General features: G+C 60.7%; 14 protein-coding genes and 2 pseudogenes. 9 read left to right on the top strand and 7 right to left on the bottom strand.

The window, feature by feature from the left end; all coding sequences use genetic code 11:
• Window positions 1-7: 7 nt before the first annotated feature.
• Window positions 8-1,645, top strand: a complete 1,638-nt coding sequence (locus ACJ8HT_RS21330) for an FGGY-family carbohydrate kinase (RefSeq protein ID WP_038873847.1) — start codon at window positions 8-10, stop codon at window positions 1,643-1,645.
• Window positions 1,645-2,244 carry a KpsF/GutQ family sugar-phosphate isomerase gene (locus ACJ8HT_RS21325; protein WP_194571218.1) on the top strand — a complete coding sequence of 200 codons (600 nt, stop codon included), beginning with the start codon at window positions 1,645-1,647 and terminating at the stop codon, window positions 2,242-2,244. The genes ACJ8HT_RS21330 and ACJ8HT_RS21325 overlap by 1 nt, the downstream gene beginning before the upstream one ends.
• 27 nt (window positions 2,245-2,271) lie before the next feature.
• Here the strand turns inward: ACJ8HT_RS21325 and rsmJ are convergent, their stop codons facing one another.
• From rsmJ to ACJ8HT_RS21305, 4 genes are all read right to left on the bottom strand, one after another.
• A complete protein-coding gene (gene rsmJ / locus ACJ8HT_RS21320; RefSeq protein WP_194571220.1) occupies window positions 2,272-3,018 on the bottom strand; it encodes a 16S rRNA (guanine(1516)-N(2))-methyltransferase RsmJ in 747 nt (248 codons plus the stop codon).
• A gap of 8 nt (window positions 3,019-3,026) precedes the next feature.
• A complete protein-coding gene (gene prlC, locus ACJ8HT_RS21315) occupies window positions 3,027-5,069 on the bottom strand; it encodes an oligopeptidase A (RefSeq protein ID WP_049202892.1) in 2,043 nt (680 codons plus the stop codon).
• Window positions 5,070-5,187: 118 nt separating this feature from the next.
• A complete protein-coding gene (locus ACJ8HT_RS21310) occupies window positions 5,188-5,649 on the bottom strand; it encodes an HIT family protein (RefSeq protein ID WP_197653330.1) in 462 nt (153 codons plus the stop codon).
• Between the two features lie 16 nt (window positions 5,650-5,665).
• Entirely contained in the window at window positions 5,666-6,070 is a 405-nt protein-coding gene (locus tag ACJ8HT_RS21305) for an ASCH domain-containing protein (RefSeq protein ID WP_047729643.1), read from the bottom strand.
• 28 nt (window positions 6,071-6,098) lie between these two features.
• Between ACJ8HT_RS21305 and ACJ8HT_RS21300 the strand changes: the two are divergent.
• A pseudogene (locus tag ACJ8HT_RS21300) lies at window positions 6,099-6,510 on the top strand (DinB/UmuC family translesion DNA polymerase); the annotation flags it as partial.
• A 177-nt stretch (window positions 6,511-6,687) separates the two neighbouring features.
• Complete coding sequence (locus ACJ8HT_RS21295) at window positions 6,688-7,113, top strand: hypothetical protein (protein WP_049273193.1); 426 nt, start codon at window positions 6,688-6,690, stop codon at window positions 7,111-7,113.
• A gap of 52 nt (window positions 7,114-7,165) precedes the next feature.
• Here the strand turns inward: ACJ8HT_RS21295 and ACJ8HT_RS21290 are convergent, their stop codons facing one another.
• The gene (locus tag ACJ8HT_RS21290) at window positions 7,166-8,155 is read right to left on the bottom strand and encodes a pesticin C-terminus-like muramidase (protein ID WP_049273195.1); all 990 of its coding nucleotides are present in this window, start codon (window positions 8,153-8,155) and stop codon (window positions 7,166-7,168) included.
• A 143-nt stretch (window positions 8,156-8,298) separates the two neighbouring features.
• Here ACJ8HT_RS21290 and ACJ8HT_RS21285 point away from each other — a divergent pair.
• The 5 genes and pseudogenes from ACJ8HT_RS21285 to ACJ8HT_RS21265 all read left to right on the top strand — a co-directional run.
• A pseudogene (locus tag ACJ8HT_RS21285) lies at window positions 8,299-8,637 on the top strand (transposase); the annotation flags it as partial.
• A gap of 297 nt (window positions 8,638-8,934) precedes the next feature.
• A complete protein-coding gene (locus ACJ8HT_RS21280; RefSeq protein WP_197653328.1) occupies window positions 8,935-9,777 on the top strand; it encodes a 23S rRNA (adenine(2030)-N(6))-methyltransferase RlmJ in 843 nt (280 codons plus the stop codon).
• Between the two features lie 130 nt (window positions 9,778-9,907).
• Window positions 9,908-11,260 (top strand): glutathione-disulfide reductase, encoded by a 1,353-nt coding sequence (gene gorA / locus ACJ8HT_RS21275; RefSeq protein ID WP_025304617.1) that lies wholly within the window; start codon window positions 9,908-9,910, stop codon window positions 11,258-11,260.
• A 156-nt stretch (window positions 11,261-11,416) separates the two neighbouring features.
• On the top strand, window positions 11,417-11,911 hold the full coding sequence (locus tag ACJ8HT_RS21270; RefSeq protein ID WP_049202894.1) for a molybdopterin-dependent oxidoreductase: 495 nt from the start codon (window positions 11,417-11,419) through the stop codon (window positions 11,909-11,911).
• Window positions 11,908-13,692, top strand: a complete 1,785-nt coding sequence (locus ACJ8HT_RS21265) for an ATP-binding response regulator (protein ID WP_197653327.1) — start codon at window positions 11,908-11,910, stop codon at window positions 13,690-13,692. Before ACJ8HT_RS21270 ends, ACJ8HT_RS21265 begins: the two co-directional genes overlap by 4 nt.
• Here the strand turns inward: ACJ8HT_RS21265 and ACJ8HT_RS21260 are convergent.
• Window positions 13,682-14,533 carry a helix-turn-helix domain-containing protein gene (locus ACJ8HT_RS21260; RefSeq protein ID WP_197653326.1) on the bottom strand — a complete coding sequence of 284 codons (852 nt, stop codon included), beginning with the start codon at window positions 14,531-14,533 and terminating at the stop codon, window positions 13,682-13,684. The two genes, ACJ8HT_RS21265 and ACJ8HT_RS21260, sit on opposite strands and share 11 nt — an antisense overlap.
• A gap of 456 nt (window positions 14,534-14,989) precedes the next feature.
• Window positions 14,990-18,088: an autotransporter outer membrane beta-barrel domain-containing protein gene (locus ACJ8HT_RS21255; protein ID WP_376787982.1), complete on the bottom strand. Its 3,099-nt coding sequence runs from the start codon at window positions 18,086-18,088 to the stop codon at window positions 14,990-14,992.
• Window positions 18,089-18,176 lie beyond the last annotated feature (88 nt).

The raw sequence follows: 18,176 nt of genomic DNA, 5'->3' as shown, positions 1-18,176 counted from the left end.
GAAAATAATGGCGAGCTATTTTATTGGCGTAGATGTGGGCACCGGAAGCGCGCGCGCGGGCGTATTCGATCTCAATGGCCGCATGGTCGGCCAGGCCAGCCGGGCCATCGATCTGTACCGGCCGAAGGCGGATTTCGTCGAGCAGTCGTCGGATAACATCTGGCAGGCGGTGTGCAATGCGGTGCGCGACGCGGTCAACCAGGCCGACATCAACCCGATCCAGGTCAAGGGGCTGGGCTTCGACGCCACCTGTTCGCTGGTGGTGCTGGATAAAGAGGGCAAGCCGCTGACCGTCAGCCCCTCCGGCCGCACCGAACAGAACATCATCGTGTGGATGGATCACCGGGCGATCGCCCAGGCCGAGCGCATCAACGCCACCAAACACCGGGTGCTGGACTTCGTCGGTGGCATCATTTCGCCGGAGATGCAGACGCCGAAACTGCTGTGGCTGAAACAGCACATGCCCACCACCTGGGCCAACGCCGGTTACCTGTTCGATCTGCCGGACTTCCTCACCTGGCGCGCCACCCAGGACGCCACCCGCTCGCTGTGTTCGACGGTGTGCAAGTGGACCTATCTCGGCCACGAACAGCGCTGGGACAAGAGCTACTTCCAGCAGATCGGGCTGGAAGACGTGCTGGAACATGACGCGGCCAAGATCGGCAGCGACGTCAAAATGATGGGCGAGCCGCTGGGCCACGGCCTGACCCAGCGCGCCGCCAGCGAGATGGGGCTGATTGCCGGCACGGCGGTGAGCGTGTCGATCATCGACGCCCACGCCGGCACCCTCGGCACGCTGGGCGCCACCGGCGTCTCCGGCGAGGTGGCCGACTTCAACCGCCGCGTCGCGCTGATCGGCGGCACCTCCACCGGCCACATGGCGATGTCGCGCACCGCGCGCTTTATCGGCGGCGTCTGGGGGCCGTATTACTCGGCGATCCTGCCGGAATACTGGCTGAACGAGGGCGGCCAGTCCGCCACCGGCGCGCTGATCGACCACGTCATCCAGTCGCACCCGTGCTACCCGGAGCTGCTGGCGCAGGCGAAAACCCAGGGGCAGACCATCTATGAGGTGCTGAACGCCATTCTGCGCCGCATGGCCGGCGAGCCGGAGAATATCGCCTTCCTGACGCAGGACATTCATATGCTGCCGTACTTCCACGGCAACCGCTCGCCGCGCGCCAACCCAACGCTGACCGGCATCCTGACCGGGCTGAAGCTGTCGCGCACGCCGGAGGACATGGCGCTGCACTACCTGGCCACCATTCAGGCCATCGCGCTCGGCACCCGCCACATCATCGAAACCATGAACCACAGCGGCTACAGCATCGACACCATCATGGCCAGCGGCGGCGGCACCAAGAACCCGATCTTCGTGCAGGAGCACGCCAACGCCACCGGCTGCGCCATGCTGCTGCCGGAGGAGAGCGAAGCGATGCTGCTGGGCGGCGCCATGATGGGCACCGTAGCGGCCGGCGTGTTCGACACCCTGCCGGAGGCGATGAGCGCCATGAGCCGCATCGGCAAGACGGTCACGCCGCAGACCAACCAGATAAAAAGCTACTACGATCGCAAATACCGGGTATTCCACGAGCTGTACAACGACCACATGAAATACCGCCGGTTGATGCAGGAGGAGGCGTGATGCAGCAGGAATGGCGGCAGGCCGTGCAGGGTTGGCAAACCTACAGCCAGGAGCTGGCGCAGCTGGGCGAACGCCTCGACGCGCACACCTGGCAGCGGCTGCTGACGCTGCTGGCCGACTGCCGCGGTAAAATCGCCGTCACCGGCGTCGGCACCTCGGGGATTGCGGCGCGCAAGATAGCCCACATGCTGGCCTGCGTGGAACGGCCGGCGGTCTACCTCGACGCCACCGGCGCGGCGCACGGCGATCTGGGTTTTCTGCGCGCCGACGATCTGCTGATCCTGATCTCGCGCGGCGGCAATTCCGACGAGCTGACCCGCCTGCTGCCGACGCTGCAGGCCAAGGGGGTGACGCTGATCGCGGTGACGGAAAACCCGCATTCCGCCATCGCGCAGGCGGCGCAGCTGACGATCGCCACCGGGGTGCAAAAGGAAATAGATCCGCTGAACATGCTGGCCACCACCTCAATTGTGCTGGTGCTGGCGATCTTCGACGCCGCCTGCGCCTGCCTGATGGCGCGCAGCGGTTACGACAAGGAGACCTTGTTGGCGGTGCATCCGGGCGGCGGCGTGGGGAAAAGCTTGCGGGAGGAAAACTGAGGCCCGACACCGCGGGCCCGGCTGACGTTACAGCGGCATGTAGATATCGAAACGGTGGCTTTTGGTCAGCGTGGCAGCGTGCGCCGGCACGTCGGCCAGCGGCGGCGCGTAGTCCGGACGTTTCACCACCACGCGCTTGGTCGCCAGGCGGCGCGCCGGCTCCAGCAGGCCGTCGGCGTCATCGTCGCTGCCCACCAGCGATTGAAACACCCGCATCTCTTTCTTCACCAGCGCGCTTTTTTGCTTGTGCGGGAACATCGGATCGAGATACACCACCTCGGGGCGCGGGCTGAGATCCGCCAGCGCCGTCAGGCTGGAGGCGTGCAGCAGCGTCAGGCGCTCGCGCAGCCACGGGCCGATTTCCGCATCCTGATAGCCGCGCTGCAGGCCGTCGTCCAGCAACGCCGCCACCACCGGATTGCGCTCCAGCATCCGCACCCGGCAGCCCAGCGCCGCCAGCACGAAGGCGTCGCGCCCCAGCCCGGCGGTAGCGTCCACCACGTCCGGCAGATAGCTGCCCTTGATGCCGACCGCTTTGGCCACTGCCTCGCCGCGGCCGCCGCCGAAGCGGCGCCGGTGCGCCATGGTGCCGGTGACGAAATCGACGTAGATCCCGCCGAGCTTCGGCTCGTCGCGCTTGCGCAGCTCCAGCCGCTGCGGGGTCAGTACCAGCGCCATCGGCGCGTTGTCGTCGGACGTCAGCTGCCAGCGCTGCGCCAAAACAGACAAGGCGCCGGGATCGGCGCCTGCTTCACACAATAAACACACGCTCACGTGTCGGGTTATCCTTTAATGCCGTAATGGCGCAGCATAGCATCCAGCTGCGGCTCGCGGCCACGGAAGCGTTTGAACAGCGCCATCGGCTCTTCCGACCCGCCGCGCGACAGGATGTTGTCGAGGAAGGATTTGCCGGTTTCGGCGTTGAAAATCCCCTCTTCTTCGAAGCGCGAGTAAGCGTCGGCCGACAGCACTTCCGCCCACAGGTAGCTGTAGTAACCCGCCGCGTAGCCGCCGGCGAAGATGTGGCTGAAGGCGTGCGGGAAGCGGCCCCAGCTTGGCGAAGGCACCACCGCCACCATTTTCTTCACTTCCGCCAGCGTCGGCAGGATCTGCGCGCCTTTTTCCGGGCTGTATTCGAAGTGCATGCGGAAATCGAACAGGCCGAACTCCAGCTGGCGCAGGATGAACAGCGCCGCCTGGTAATTCTTGGCCGCCAGCAGCTTGTCGAGCATGGCCTTCGGCAGCGGCTCGCCGCTCTGGTAGTGGCCCGAGATAAACGCCAGCGCTTCCGGCTCCCAGCACCAGTTTTCCATAAACTGGCTCGGCAGTTCGACCGCATCCCACGGCACCCCGTTGATGCCGGAGACGCCGGCGGTATCGATCTGCGTCAGCATGTGGTGCAGACCGTGGCCGAACTCGTGGAACAGCGTGGTCACTTCGTTATGGGTGAACAGCGCCGGCTGGTCACCCAGCGGGCGGTTGAAGTTGCAGGTCAGGTAAGCGACCGGTTTTTGCAGCGTGCCGTCGGCCTTGCGCAGGCTGCCGACGCAGTCGTCCATCCAGGCGCCGCCGCGTTTGTTTTCGCGGGCGTACAGATCGAGGTAGAAGCTGCCGCGCAGCTCGCCGTTAGCGTCGAACAGATCGAAGAAACGCACGTCCGGATGCCAGGTCTCCACGTCTTTACGCTCTTTGGCGGTGATGCCGTAAATGCGTTTCACCACTTCGAACAGCCCTTCCACCACCCGCTGCTCCGGGAAGTACGGGCGCAGCTGCTCGTCGCTGATGGAGAACAGGTGCTGCTTCTGTTTTTCGCCGTAATAGGTGATGTCCCAGGCTTCGAGCTCGTCCACGCCATAGTGCTGTTTGGCGAAGGCGCGCAGCTGCGCCAGCTCTTGCTCAGCCTGCGGGCGGGCGCGCTTGGCCAGATCGCTCAGGAAGCCGATCACCTGCTCCGGGCTCTCCGCCATTTTGGTCGCCAGCGACTTGTCGGCGTAGGTGTCGAAGCCCAGCAGCTGAGCCAGCTCGTGGCGCAGCGCCAGCGTTTCCGCCATCACTTCGCTGTTGTCCCATTTGCCGGCGTTCGGCCCCTGATCGGAGGCGCGGGTGGCGAAGGCGCGGTACATCTCTTCGCGCAGCGCGCGGTTGTCGGCGTAGGTCAACACCGGCAGGTAGCTCGGCATGTCCAGCGTCAGCAGCCAGCCGTCCTGCTCTTTGGCCTGCGCCATCGCCTGTGCCTGCGCCAGGGCGCTCTCCGGCAGGCCGCTCAGCTCGGCTTCGTCGGTAATCAGTTTGCTCCAGCCCATGGTGGCGTCGAGCACGTTGTTGCTGTAGGTGGAACCCAGTTCGGACAGGCGCGCGACGATCTCGCCGTAGCGCTGCTGTTTATCCGCCGACAGACCGATGCCCGACAGTTCGAAATCGCGCAGCGCGTTGTCCACCGCCTTGCGCTGCGGCACGCTCAGCGCCTCGAACGCCGCACCCTCTTTCAGGCTGCGGTAGGCCTGGTACAGCCCTTCGTGCTGGCCAACCCAGGTGCCATACTCGGACAGCAGCGGCAGCGCCTGCTCATAGGCGGCGCGCAGCTCCGGGCTGTTTTTCACCGAGTTCAGATGCCCGATCGGCGACCAGATGCGCGACAGGCGATCGTCCGACTCCGCCAGCGGCTGACACAGATTATCCCAGGTGAACGGCCCCGGCTGCGCGACCACGCGCTCTACCGCGGCGCGGCAGTCCGCCAGCGCGGATTGCACCGCAGGCACGATATCTTCAGGGCGGATCGCCGAGAACGGCGGCAGGGAAAACGGGGTCAGCAACGGATTTGTCATAGGGCAGTCCTGATTAGCGTTGGGGCCCGCCGCGGGGGCGAGCCTTAAAATGCGTATGAATCTCTAACATGGAGCCAGACAACAGGAAAATCAATGCCCGGCGTTGATCGTTCGTGCCTTAAACGGCGCTTTGCCGGATGCGGGCGGCCAGCGCCGCCAGCTGTTCGTCGTCGGCGCGCGCGGCGTCGTGGGAGGAGATATAGCCCTCGTAACGTTCGAAAAACTTCGGCGAGGTCGATTCGATCGGCCGCCACTGATCCAGCGACGCGGTGCCGTGCAGCGGGATCAGTTTGGCGTGTACATGGTCGACGCCGTAGCCCTCGAACACCATGCCGCAGCGGCCGACGTCGTCGAACGCGCGGTCCAGCTGTTTCGCCACCCGCTTGGTCGCCAGCATCAGCGCGCTCAACACCTCGTCCGGCAGGTCAAAGGCGTAGCTCGGCTGGTGCGCCTTGGGGATCACCACGCTGAAGCCGTCGGTGTTGGGAAAGATGGACAGGAAGGCCAGATGGTCGTCGTCTTCCCAGATTTTATGGCACGGCGCCTTGCCCGCCACGATGTCGCAAAAAATGCAGCTCATCCTTTCTCCTTGTGATTCACAGCGTTTCAACCCGTTCGAACTCTTCGAACACCAGCCACATGTCCGGCGCAAAAGTGCCCTCGCGGGTAAAGAACGCCTGATGCCCCTCGCGCCAAAACGCCAGGCTTTTGTCGCCTTCGCCCTCTTTGGCCGCCATCTCGGCGGTCACCTGGTCGTAGCGCACCAGGCGCAGCGCCAGGGTTTTGATCACGCAGGCCGGTTCGCCGCGGCCGTCGAGAATAATGCTATCGTCGCCGATCATCGGCGTTTGCTCCCGGCGATAGCTCGCATAGGAGCTGCAGGTGGCGGTCTTTTCCCCGCTCAGCACCAACTGCAGCAGTTCGTCGGCCAACTCGGGGCCGTCGCCGAACGCCCAGCGCGCCGCGTCGGGGTAGTTCGCCAAAATCGCCTGTTTGCTCATCGTCCTGTCCCTTTTTGTGAACTGAACGGTGTGCCAGTATGCAAAGCCGGCGGCCGAGAAACTTCGCCGAGATAAGCAATTTTGCCGGCATATTTCGGTTTTTTTGCGAACCAGCCCATTTGCGCCTCATGAACCGTATTACGCCAATAGCCACAGCGTCCAGCTCAAGTTGAGCCACGCAAGATACCCGCGACTTCGTTGCGGCGGCAATGAAAACCTTCGATGCCATCTGGCGTGACGGTTTTCGCTACCAAAAGGCGGGCATCATGCTGAACGATTTTTGCGACAAACCTAGCCAAACCGATCTATTCGACGAGCGGCCGCCCCGCGCCGTTAGTGAACAGCTGATGAAGGTTATCGATGGCATAAACCAATCCGGGCTGGGAAAAGCCTGGCTTGCCGGCCAGAGAAGCAATACAACCTGGACGATGCGTCGCTAACTATTATCCCCTTGCTACACAACGAGAATTCAGAACATCTCGGTGGCTAAATTAGCTTAGATTAGAAAGTAAAACATGAAAGCTGGTTGATGATAGCGATTATCACTTTCATTGGAATGCTGCATCTGTGATGCTACCATCACAGAGAGTCATATCACATTGAAAAGGAAAAGCAGGATGAAAACAAGAGCAGTGCTGGCAACTCTGGTTTTATGCAGCAGTTTTTATTCCATCGCTCAAACGGCCGACGACACAAGCGCTGATATTCTTAACCGCTTGGATATGACCTCCTTTCCCAACTCTCTGGGGCCACGTCATTTAAAGCAGGGCACAACATTAGCTGAGTTAAAAAGCACTACAATTTCCAGTGAGAAAGGAATGGCAACTGCAACTAACTCGGACAATAGCTGGACTTACGCGCTGAAAGTGCTGGATGAAGACAAACAGAAAGAAACCTATACGGTTTGCTTTAACGATAAGGCGTTACCTGGCCCCCCGACATACAACAACAGCCAAGAGCTGGTTGTGAAGAAAAGTCCCCAAGGAACTTACAAGGTTATTCAGGTTGTAGCCGAAAATTCAGTTTGCTCGTCGTCGAAATAACCAATGTAAAATGCCTGGGAATTGGAAAAAGACATAATTCCCAGGCGTTAGATTATTTCAACTTACCGCTATTAATATCGGATTGGATCAATGCCGCTTCCGATTGCCTCCGCGTAGGATAGGCGTCACCGAAATTGTTGAGTTCATTAACCACATTGGCCCACTGCTTCTGCGTGACATAGTTCCAGAAAGTGGGTGCCGCCTGTGCCAAGTTTTGGCCATACTGATAGGCAACACTGACGATCGCAGTACGCGTGTTGAGTGGCAAGGCGCTAAATGAACTGCCGGCAGCAGAGGAATAACGGCTGGCCATACCGGCTGAATATTGGTTGACATAAATATTGGAGATGTCCATCGCCTGTGATTCGGGCAATGACAGGGGCGACTGATTCAACTTATCGACCGCGGATTGCCCTTTCAGTCCCAGATATGGACTTAAAATATCGACCAGATTTTGCGGCACACCGTCATTCAGCATGGACTGAGCGGAACGGCCCCCCAGGTCAATCCCTACGCCAATAGTCACGCCAGATTGGCCTAAAGCATTACCGGCCGCATCACGGGGGACATAGCCAGCCGCATGAAAACCCTCTTTCTCACGGATAAATTCCGTTTTTGCGATACGGTTAGAGTTGGACAGGAATGAAGTCATCTGGTTAACGTCGTCGAAAGTGATGAACGTCTTGTCTGATAAGACCAGGATCATCGCCCCCTGCTTCCAGACATCACCCAGGCGATTAAGCTCGTTCAAGGCGTCACTGAAATTCTTGTACGTCAGTAACAGGCGTTTATCACCTCGCTCAATAGAGACAGTATCGTCGTAAGGGAGTTCGCCTGTCAGCGGATCGATGGTACTTTGGTCACGTTTAGTGGCATCAAAGACATCATTATTGATAGCAAGAACCATGAAATCATCATGACCGGCGATATGGAACGGAACAGGGAAATTGAGCCCACCACCGGCGTTTCCGCCTGTTACAGGCACACCATCAGGCGCTGAAGGAGACGTGGGTTTACCGATAACGACAATAGTATCACTCATAATTAATTCCTCTTTGCGATTAAATGAGTCGTGCAAACAACTGTATATGCAACCAGTAATTTGCCTTGTCGATATCGTTACCGCGATTGATCTGTGTTGTGCCATTCCTCTCACAACAGCAGCGCATGGAGGCGACAGCTGAGCAGCAGCACAAACGCCAAAAAATCAGCCGAGAAGAGATGCTGCAGCGGTACGTCAGCCACATCCCAGCGCGGCATTTTAAAACGGTGCGCTATTACGGTTTTTTGGCCAACCGCAGACAGGACACGCTGCTGCCGAAGGTCTACGACGTCTGGAGATGACGGTACGGGAGAAACCGAAGCGCCCCGGGTTCGCAGTGCTGATGAAGATCTTTCAGGGCACCGACCCGTATCAGTGCATCCTATGCAAAAGCCGCCTGCATTTTACCGGCACGGTGACGGGCGAAGCACGCCACGAAATTGCTCTCTGACAGACTGTATCGGATGGCGAAAAAACGATGACTCCAGACCCAGACCCCGTTGCTGGATAAATACGCCTGAAAAATTAGTTTTAGATTAAAAACAAATCAAAACTGGTACTTTTACGCATAAATCATCGCGATTCTGCACCATCAGGGGATGCGGTGTGCTGCCGTTCATGGTTAGTCACTCTCAAAAGAAACGAACCAATCTCCTAACCATGAACGTCTGCGGCAACGGAGTCCAGTTTTTCCCGGCCAGACAGTTTATACTGTGCAGATTATAAGCCTTATTGCATTGAATGCTCCGTCTGCGGAGCACAAGGAATCGCCACCCGTCATGTTAAGTTATCGCCACAGTTTCCACGCCGGCAACCACGCCGACGTGCTCAAACACACCGTTCAGAGCCTGATCATCGAGTCGCTGAAGGAAAAAGAGAAGCCATTCCTGTATCTGGATACCCACTCGGGCGCAGGCCGTTATCAGCTCAGCGGCGAACACGCCGAGCGCACCGGCGAATACCTGGAAGGCATCGGCTTGCTGTGGCAGCGCGACGATCTGCCGGAAGAGCTGGCGGCCTACATGAGCGTGGTACACAACTTCAACCGTTCCGGCACGCTGCGCTACTATCCCGGCTCGCCGCTGATCGCCCGCCAACTGCTGCGCCCGCAGGACAAAATTCACCTGACCGAGCTGCACCCGAGCGACTACCCGCTGCTGCGCAGCGAGTTCCAGAAAGACGAACGCGCCAAAGTGCAGCGCGCCGACGGCTATCAGCAGCTGAAATCCCAGCTGCCGCCCCTGTCGCGCCGCGGCCTGATCCTGATGGACCCGCCGTATGAAATGAAGACCGATTACCAGGACGTGGTCAAAGGCATTCAGGAAGGCTACAAGCGTTTCGCCACCGGCACTTACGCGCTGTGGTACCCGGTGGTGATGCGCCAGCAGATCAAACGCATGCTGCGCGATCTGGAAGCCACCGGCATTCGCCGCATTCTGCAGATCGAACTGGCGGTGAAACCCGACAGCGATCAGCGCGGCATGACCGCCTCCGGCATGATCGTCATCAACCCGCCGTGGAAACTGGAACAGCAGATGAAAAACGTGCTGCCGTGGCTGCACAAGGTGCTGGTGCCGTCGGGCATCGGCCAACATCTGGTGAACTGGGTGGTACCGGAATAATCCCCGGCAGGGCGCGGTTCGCCGCGCCCTGCGTCCACCTATCGCAGCCATCGACGCAATCTTTGCGACAAACCCCGGTCAGGCGTTAAACTCTTACCCTCTTCAAATTCACAACTCATGGAAATCCCAGATGACGAAACATTACGATTATCTAGCAATTGGCGGCGGCAGCGGCGGTATCGCATCGATCAACCGGGCAGCCATGTACGGCCAAAAGTGTGCGCTGATTGAAGCCAAAGAGCTGGGCGGCACCTGTGTAAACGTGGGTTGTGTACCGAAAAAAGTCATGTGGCACGCGGCGCAGATCGCCGAGGCCATCCATCAGTACGGCCCGGACTACGGCTTCGACACAACCGTCAACGCCTTCGACTGGAAGAAGCTGGTCGCCAACCGCACCGCCTATATCGACCGTATCCACAACTCCTACGACAACGTGCTGGGCAAGAACAAGGTCGACGTGATCAAAGGCTTCGCGCGCTTCGTGGATGCGCACACCGTGGAAGTGAACGGCGAGACCATCACCGCCGACCACATCCTGATCGCCACCGGCGGCCGCCCGAGCCACCCGGCTATTCCGGGTGCGGAATACGGCATCGACTCCGACGGCTTCTTTGAGCTGGACGCCATGCCGAAGCGCGTCGCCGTAGTCGGCGCCGGCTATATCGCCGTGGAGATCGCCGGCGTGCTGAACGCGCTGGGCGCGGAAACGCACCTGTTCGTGCGCAAGCACGCGCCGCTGCGCAGCTTCGATCCGATGATCGTCGAAACCCTGGTGGAAGTGATGAACACCGAAGGGCCGAGCCTGCACACCGAATCGGTGCCGAAAGCGATCGTCAAGAACGCCGACGGCAGCCTGACGCTGCAGCTGGAAAACGGCAAGGCATTCACCGTCGACTGCCTGATTTGGGCCATCGGCCGCGAACCGGCGACCGACAACCTGAACCTCGGCGTTACCGGGGTGAAGACCAACGAGCAAGGCTACATTGACGTCGATAAGTTCCAGAACACCAACGTCAAAGGCATTTACGCGGTGGGCGACAACACCGGCGCGGTAGAGCTGACCCCGGTCGCCGTGGCCGCCGGCCGCCGCCTGTCCGAGCGCCTGTTCAACAACAAGCCGGACGAGCACCTGGATTACAGCAACATCGCCACCGTGGTGTTCAGCCACCCGCCGATCGGCACCGTCGGCCTGACCGAACCGGAAGCCATCGAGAAGTTCGGGGCAGACAACGTGAAGGTATACAAATCCTCCTTCACCGCCATGTACAGCGCCGTGACGCAGCACCGCCAGCCGTGCCGCATGAAGCTGGTGTGCGCGGGTAAAGAAGAGAAGATCGTCGGCCTGCACGGCATCGGCTTCGGCATGGATGAAATCCTGCAGGGCTTCGCGGTAGCGGTGAAGATGGGCGCCACCAAGAAGGACTTCGACAACACCGTGGCGATCCACCCGACCGCGGCGGAAGAGTTCGTTACCATGCGCTAACCGCTGCGGTTAGCCCACTCGCAGGCCGGTAAACACCGGCCTGTTCTTTTTGTGCGGTTTACTATTCCCTTCGCACCCGCCTGCTTTTTCTGCCATTATTCTGCCTGATAAATTAGCGGGACTGATACAACCTCCCCGCGCCTCTGGAGAACACCGATGCTGTTCAAACTATGCAAAACCCTTGCGATGGCCTGCGTGGCCCTGATTATCGCCCAGAGCAGCGCGCTCAGCTTTACCCTGGAAGTGGCGGGCAAGATCGACAACGTGACCGACCCGGTCAATAAAAGCTATCTGTTCACCGATAAGCAGCTGTTGGCGATGCCGGTGCACAGCATCACCACCTCCACTTCCTGGACGCCGCAGAGAAAATTCGAAGGAATTTCAGTGGCCGATATCCTCGAGCGCGTCGGCGCCAAGGGCGAGACGCTGACCTTCTACGCGCTGAACGATTATTACATCGACGTACCGCTGTCCGACGTCAAAAAGTACAACATGATCCTGGCCTACAAGATGGACGGGGAGATGCTGAAGCTCAGAAACTTCGGCCCGCTGTTCCTGGTTTACCCGCGCGACGCCGCCGGGCCTGAACTGAACTCGCCGTTGTACAACTCGCGCTTTATCTGGCAAGTCGACAGGATCGTGATCAAATGAAGCTGACGACCTTTAAGAACGGCAGCAGGCTGGCGATCCCGGCCATCTTCGCCGCGCTGTTTCTGGTGGCTTCGACCGTCACGCTCTATTACTACAGCGCCACCCTGTCGAAGAAAGGGCTGTATGCCATCGCCGGCACGCAGGAGAATTACTCGTGGTCGATCGCCAAGTTCTCCATCAAGCTGGCGGAATTCGACACCTTCGTCGAGCAGCAGAGCCACGCTCCGCAGGTCGACAACGACAATCTGCGGCTGCGGTTCGAAATCCTCTATTCGCGCTTTTACGTGCTGGAAACCGTCTCCGAATCGACCCAGCCGCTGTACGCCGAGCCGGGTTACCCGGAAGTGGTCAAACAGATGCGCCTGCAGATGGATCGCATCGATAAGCTGTTGGACAGCCCGAAAATCGACTTCGACCAGGTTTTCGCGGCCATGAAGGCCATCAAGCCTTACGCCATCGAAATGGCCAACCTGACCGACCACGCCGAGGTGAAGCAGCGCACCGCCGCCTATGAGGATTACATCGAGAAACGGCACATTATTTTTTATGGGCTGGTGATCGTCATGTTCTCGGTGATTGCGCTGATCGCCATCACCCTGATCGTGTTCCGCCAGCAGCGGTTGACCATTCGCCAGCAGGCCAAGGCCATCGAGGCGGAGAAAGCGACTCGCACCAAGAACGCCTTCCTCGGCGCCATCGGCCACGAGCTGCGCACCTCGTTGCAGAGCGTGATGTCGGCCATCGACGTACTGGTGAACACCCGGGTGTCGGCGGAGCATGCGGACACTTTCCAGCGGCTGGAGACCGCCGCGCAGCAAATCGAAAGCCAGATGAAAGATCTGACCGACTATGCGCACCTCGACAGCGGCATGATGGAATTGCGCATCGTGCCGTTCGACGCTCAGAAGCTGATCGCGGAGACCGCCAACGAAATCGCCACCCTGACCCGCAAAGAACAGGTCAAACTCAGCTGCGAGGTGGAGTGCAGCCACCTGCTGGTGCACTCCGATCCGCTGCGCATCCGGCAGATTATCGTCAACCTGCTGACCAACGCCTACAAATACACCGAAAGCGGCAGCATCACGCTGCACAGCTGCCTGCGCCGCCAACCGGGCGGCAGTTCGTTGATCATCGAAGTGACCGACACCGGCATCGGTATCGAAAAAGACCAGCTCGATCAGATCTTCAAGCCCTTTACCCAGTTGGATCAGTCACATACCAAGCAGTATGCCGGCGTGGGGATGGGGCTGGCGATCGTGCACGGCCTGGTGACGTTGCTCGACGGCACCATCACGGTGTACAGCGAAATCAAGAAGGGCAGCACCTTTATCGTCAGCATTCCGGTGCAGATCAGTGAAGACGAACGTGCCGACGAGCCCGCCGCCGCCAATACTTCTCTGCAGCAGAAGCCGCAGCAGGTGTTAGTGGTGGACGACAACAGGTCGGTGGGTGACGCCTTTGCGGCGCTATTGGACAAGCTGGGCTATCAGCACGAACTGTGCGACTCGCCGGAACGCGCGCTGCAGAAGCTGCTCAGACGCCCTTACGACGCGCTGTTGCTGGATCTGCAGATGCCGGGCATCGACGGGGCCGCCCTGGCCAGGCAGCTGCGCAACCGTCGCGGCCCCAACCGCCATGTGCCGATCATCGGCATCAGCGCCTACACGCCGGAGCAGCTGACGGCGGACCAGCGCGCCCTGTTCGACAACTACCTGATGAAGCCGGTTCGGCTGGATGCGCTGTCTAGCGCGCTGGCCGAGGTGTTCCCCGCTAAAAATTAAAACAGCGTTGCAGTGCGGCTTCGATCACATGGAGCCGCACCGGCTTTTCATAAGGGCCGAGCACGTCGTACTCGCGCATCGCCTGAGCGATTTCCGACTCGCGTCGGTCGGTCCCCAGCTCGCCGGTCAGCACCAGTACCGGCGCATCCGGGTTGTCGGAGGCGCGGATAGTGGCGATACAGCGATCTGCCGTTTCCTCACCGATCAGCCAGTCCACCACGTAACCGTCGAACAGGCTTTGCTGCAACGCCTGGCAGAAGCTGTCGACGTCGTAAAACGCCACCGCGTTGAAACCGCAGCCGCCGAGATACTTGGCCAGCTCATCGGCCGCCTGATGCGAATCGTCCAATACCGCGATGCTCAGCCGCTCGTCGTCGCCGAAGCCGGGCCGGATTTCGATCAGATCGACGCCGTAACGCGGGCCTGCCGGCGCCTCATCGGCGCGATAGATATGCCACTGCCCTTCCACGCGCAGCGCCACAAACTCCGCCGGCCGCCCGGCAGCAAGCTCGTCGCCGATGTGCCCGACGCAAGGTATCGCCACCCCCGCCACGACAAAGATGGCATCGCGCGCCATGTTTGGCTCGGGCGTCTCGTGTTCGGCGCTCAAATCGGCGATCGCCGCCGGCGTTTCTCCCAGTGCGGCCGCGACGCTGTTGATCTGCTCCAGCGTCCAGGGGCTTTGCCCTTTCAGTTTGCGGTGCGCATGTGAAAAACTCAGGTCCAAGATGCGGCTGAGCTCTCGGGCATGCTGACGTTTTCCAATCCCGTAATGTAAAAACAGCTCCCTGACCCGATTGGCAATCGACTGTGAATCGAATTTTTGGTGATTGTTATCCATTTGTTCCTTCGATTTTTTTTACTGATTTATCAGTCGTTTTGATTATTTCTGCTGAAAAAGCCACATCTAAAACTAGCATCTCATGCAATTATGCGTTAAAAACGTTGCTTGACATACCATGTTGCATCGTCAAACATGGTATCAAAAGAGACATACAGCAATACACTATAAAAAATAACACCAGCACGTTTTTTAATAATAACCATAGTAACACCAGGGAAAATTTGTTCCGTTGCCGCTACTGAGACGATGAGCACATCGCTCGGACTGCACAAGCAAAACGGGGCTTGAGCCTTTAGCGCTAATCTGTTTTACCCACTTTTGAGCCGGGATCCGTCAGGGTCCCGGTTTTTTATTGCCCCTGGCGCCGCGCCATCATACGGACTCACCCCGCAGCCGCAAATAAAAACGGAGCCGGCATGCCGGCTCCGTTGTCCTTGAGATCGCCGTTGAAGGTCAGAAGCGCCAGGTGAAACCGGCGTTGACGCTGTTGTCCTGGTGGTGCTGCGACAGCAGCCCGCCGTAGCCCAGCGACAGCGTGGCGTTTTCGTTCACCGCCACTTCCGCCCCCGCCTTCAGCACCATCCCGTCGCGCGAGACCGGCACGCTGTCCACCACGAACGGCGCGTTGCCGCCGTTGAACCGCAGCCCGGTGCCGCGCTCCAGACCGCCGTACTGGTGTTGCCACCCCAGTTCGCTGCGCAGCGCCACCGTCGTGCCCGGGGTCACCTGCCATTCGGTGTCCGCACGCAGGCCCAGCGTCGACACCGTCGTATCCGTGTGCTGTTTATCCCCGCGCAAGGCCGCCGCGCCGCCGCTTTCCGCGATGCCGTTGTTCTCGAAGTTCACGTACGCCAGGTTCACGAACGGCTCCAGGTTCAGCCACTCACCCTGCACGCTGTAGCCCGCTTCCGCGAACAGCTGCTCGGTGCGCGCGCTGTACTTCGCCGTGTCGCGGTCCGACTGCATCCCGTAGTTCACCGACCGCTTGGTGTCGATGCGGTGCCAGGTGTAGCCCGCCCCGCCGCGCAGCGCCAGCGCCCCGAACTGCTTGTCGCCGTACGCCGCCAGGTGGTAGTTGTCGCTGTCCGCCTTCGACCCGTACCCGCCGTGCAGCGAGGTACGGGTGTAGCCGGTCGCCACCCCCAGCCGCCAGTCGGCTGCCGCCGCCGAGTCCAGCCCCACCAGCACCCCGTAGGTCGAGGCCTGATAACCCGTGGCGTTGGCGTCGCCCGACGCGTGGTCCCACGCCCCCAGCAGCTGCGCCCAGGCACCATCCTCGTCCGCCTTGATGGCCGACGAGCTCGCCAGCCCTTCCGCCTGACGCAGACGCCCGTTCAGCGCCTCACGCAGGTAGCGGCTGTCGTTCACCAGCGCCGACGCGATATCCGCATGGATTTGCCCCGACAGCTGACGGAACGCCTGCCGCGCTTCGCCCGCCGTACCGCTGCCGAGCAGGCTCTCGTACACCGGGTTGCCCGCCGCCAGCGCATCCGCCGCCGCCGCCACCGCACGCTCGTTCGGCGTCTGCGCCACGCTGGCGAAGCTCGTGCCGTTGCGCCCGACGCTCAGCGTCACCCCGGTCGGCTGGTAGCTCAGCCCGGTGCCGAGGAACAGGTAGTTTGGCGCCACCGCGTCAAACTGCCCGCTCACCCCCTGCTGCGCGCTCAAAATGTTGTACTGCTGGCCCAGCAGGCTGCGCACCTCGCTTTGCGTCAGCAGGTTGGGGCTGTTCTCCAGCCTCACCTCTACCTCGCCGCCGCCGATCGTCGCCGATCCGCTGCTCTGGATCCGATCGCTCTGGCCGTTCGGCCCCACTTCCACCGCGTAGCGCGAACCCGGCTCGAAGCTGACGTTGCCCGCCACGTTCAGGGTGCCGATCGAGTTGCCCGGCGCCACGGTGCCGCCCTGACGGGCGGTCAGCGAACCGACCGTGCCGCTGCCGCCGACGGTGCCGCCGTTCTGCACGCTGACGGCCGAGGTGACAGAGCCGTTGACTGCCAGCCGCCCCTGATTGACCAGCGTCGGGCCGGCATAGGTGTTGGTGCCGGTCAGCTCCAGGGTTCCCGCGCCCTCTTTGGTCAGGCCGCCGTGGCCAGAAATGTTGTTGGAGTAGATTTCCCATCCACAGTGGAAGTCATCACATTTCCTGGCGTGCAGCGTACCGGCATCCACCTCGGCACCCCTCCCCGGAATATTGGCGACAAACTGGGTCGGGCCATAGGCCACGCCCGTCGGATCCGGGATGCGGAACTCCGCGGGAATATCCTCGACGGTATAGAACATACCCGGGCCGTTGATGGCCTTGCCCAGGTTGATCATCCCCCAGCCATAGAGCGCATCGATGCCCGGCGCGCCCATGTCGGTGGCGGTGGTTTTCAACACGTCGGCAATCTGCGCCGAGGTCATGTACGGGAAGCGCTGCAGCAACACCGCCACCGCGCCGGTGACGTGCGGCGTCGCCATCGAGGTGCCGTTTTTATTGCCGTAGTCCGACACCAGGTTGGCCGGATCGGAACCGTTGGCCACGGTGCTGTAGATTTTGCTGCCCGGCGACGAGACGCAGAAGCTGGCGGTATAGCCACAGCGGGAAGAGAAGCTGCTGATGGTGTAAGGCACGCTGTTGGTCGATGCCGCATCCTGCGCCACGCTGGCAACCGACAGCCAGTTCGGCGCGATGTCCGGCACGAAGTAGGCCAGCCCGCTGATCACATCCGGTTGGTTGTAGTTGCCGTCGTTGCCGGCGGCGAACAGCACCAGAATATTTTTGCGCGCCGCGTCGATGGCGCCCTGATAGCCTGCGCCGGCCAGGCTGCCGAGCAGCGGTTTGACCTGATCGAATTGTTCCTGCGCATCCTTCAGCTCAAAGTGCAGCGCGTTAGGATCGCGGCCGCCGTCGGACAGAAAGTCGGGAATACTGACGCCCCAGCTGTTGTTGATCACCCGCGCACCGCTGTTGATCATCGCCTGCCAGCCAGCATTGGTGACGGCGCCGTCCAAGCCGAGAAATTCGCCGTAGGCCGGGCCGTCGTTGTCGTTATCGACGCTGATCACCTGCGAATCGAAGGCCACGCCGTGCATGCCAACGCCATCGCGCTTGGCGGCGCTGATGCCCGCGACGTGCACCCCGTGATTGCTCAACGTCGCCCCGTTATAGAAATGGAAGGTGCCGTCGAAGTAAAAGCGGTCGCCAGCGTTAATGCCCGGCCGGTGCGGATCGGTGTAGGCGCGATAGCCTTCGGTGACCACGTTGATCAGTTTGCCGTCGCCGGCGAACTCGGGATGGCGGTTGACCGGGGTATCGAAAATGCCCACCTTCTGCCCTTTGCCGGTATAGCCTGCGGCATAGGCCTCATCGGCGTGGATCGCCCCCAGCCCCCAGTTGGCGTTGAATTCGGCGCTGCGCCAGCTGGCCGGATCGCCGGCTTGGCCGTTCACCTCGTGCGGTGCTGCCTGCGCATACCCCGCCAGCGCCATGCAGCAGACCAGCGCGTTCAGCCGCCACGGTGAGCGACGAACGTTTCCTTTGCTATCAAAACCCATTGTTGTTGTCATTTCCTTACCTTTTGCTTGTTATTGGCCGGCGCCCCAGGTGCGCCGGGTTCTCATTAGCAGGATGTGAAAAAGGAACCGCCCGCAGACG

This window comes from Serratia sp. CY44782, assembly GCF_052168715.1.
Taxonomy (GTDB): Bacteria; Pseudomonadota; Gammaproteobacteria; order Enterobacterales; family Enterobacteriaceae; genus Serratia; species Serratia nevei.
The sequence above is the reverse complement of the archived record's forward strand: the minus strand, read 5'-3'. Positions and strand labels throughout refer to the sequence as shown.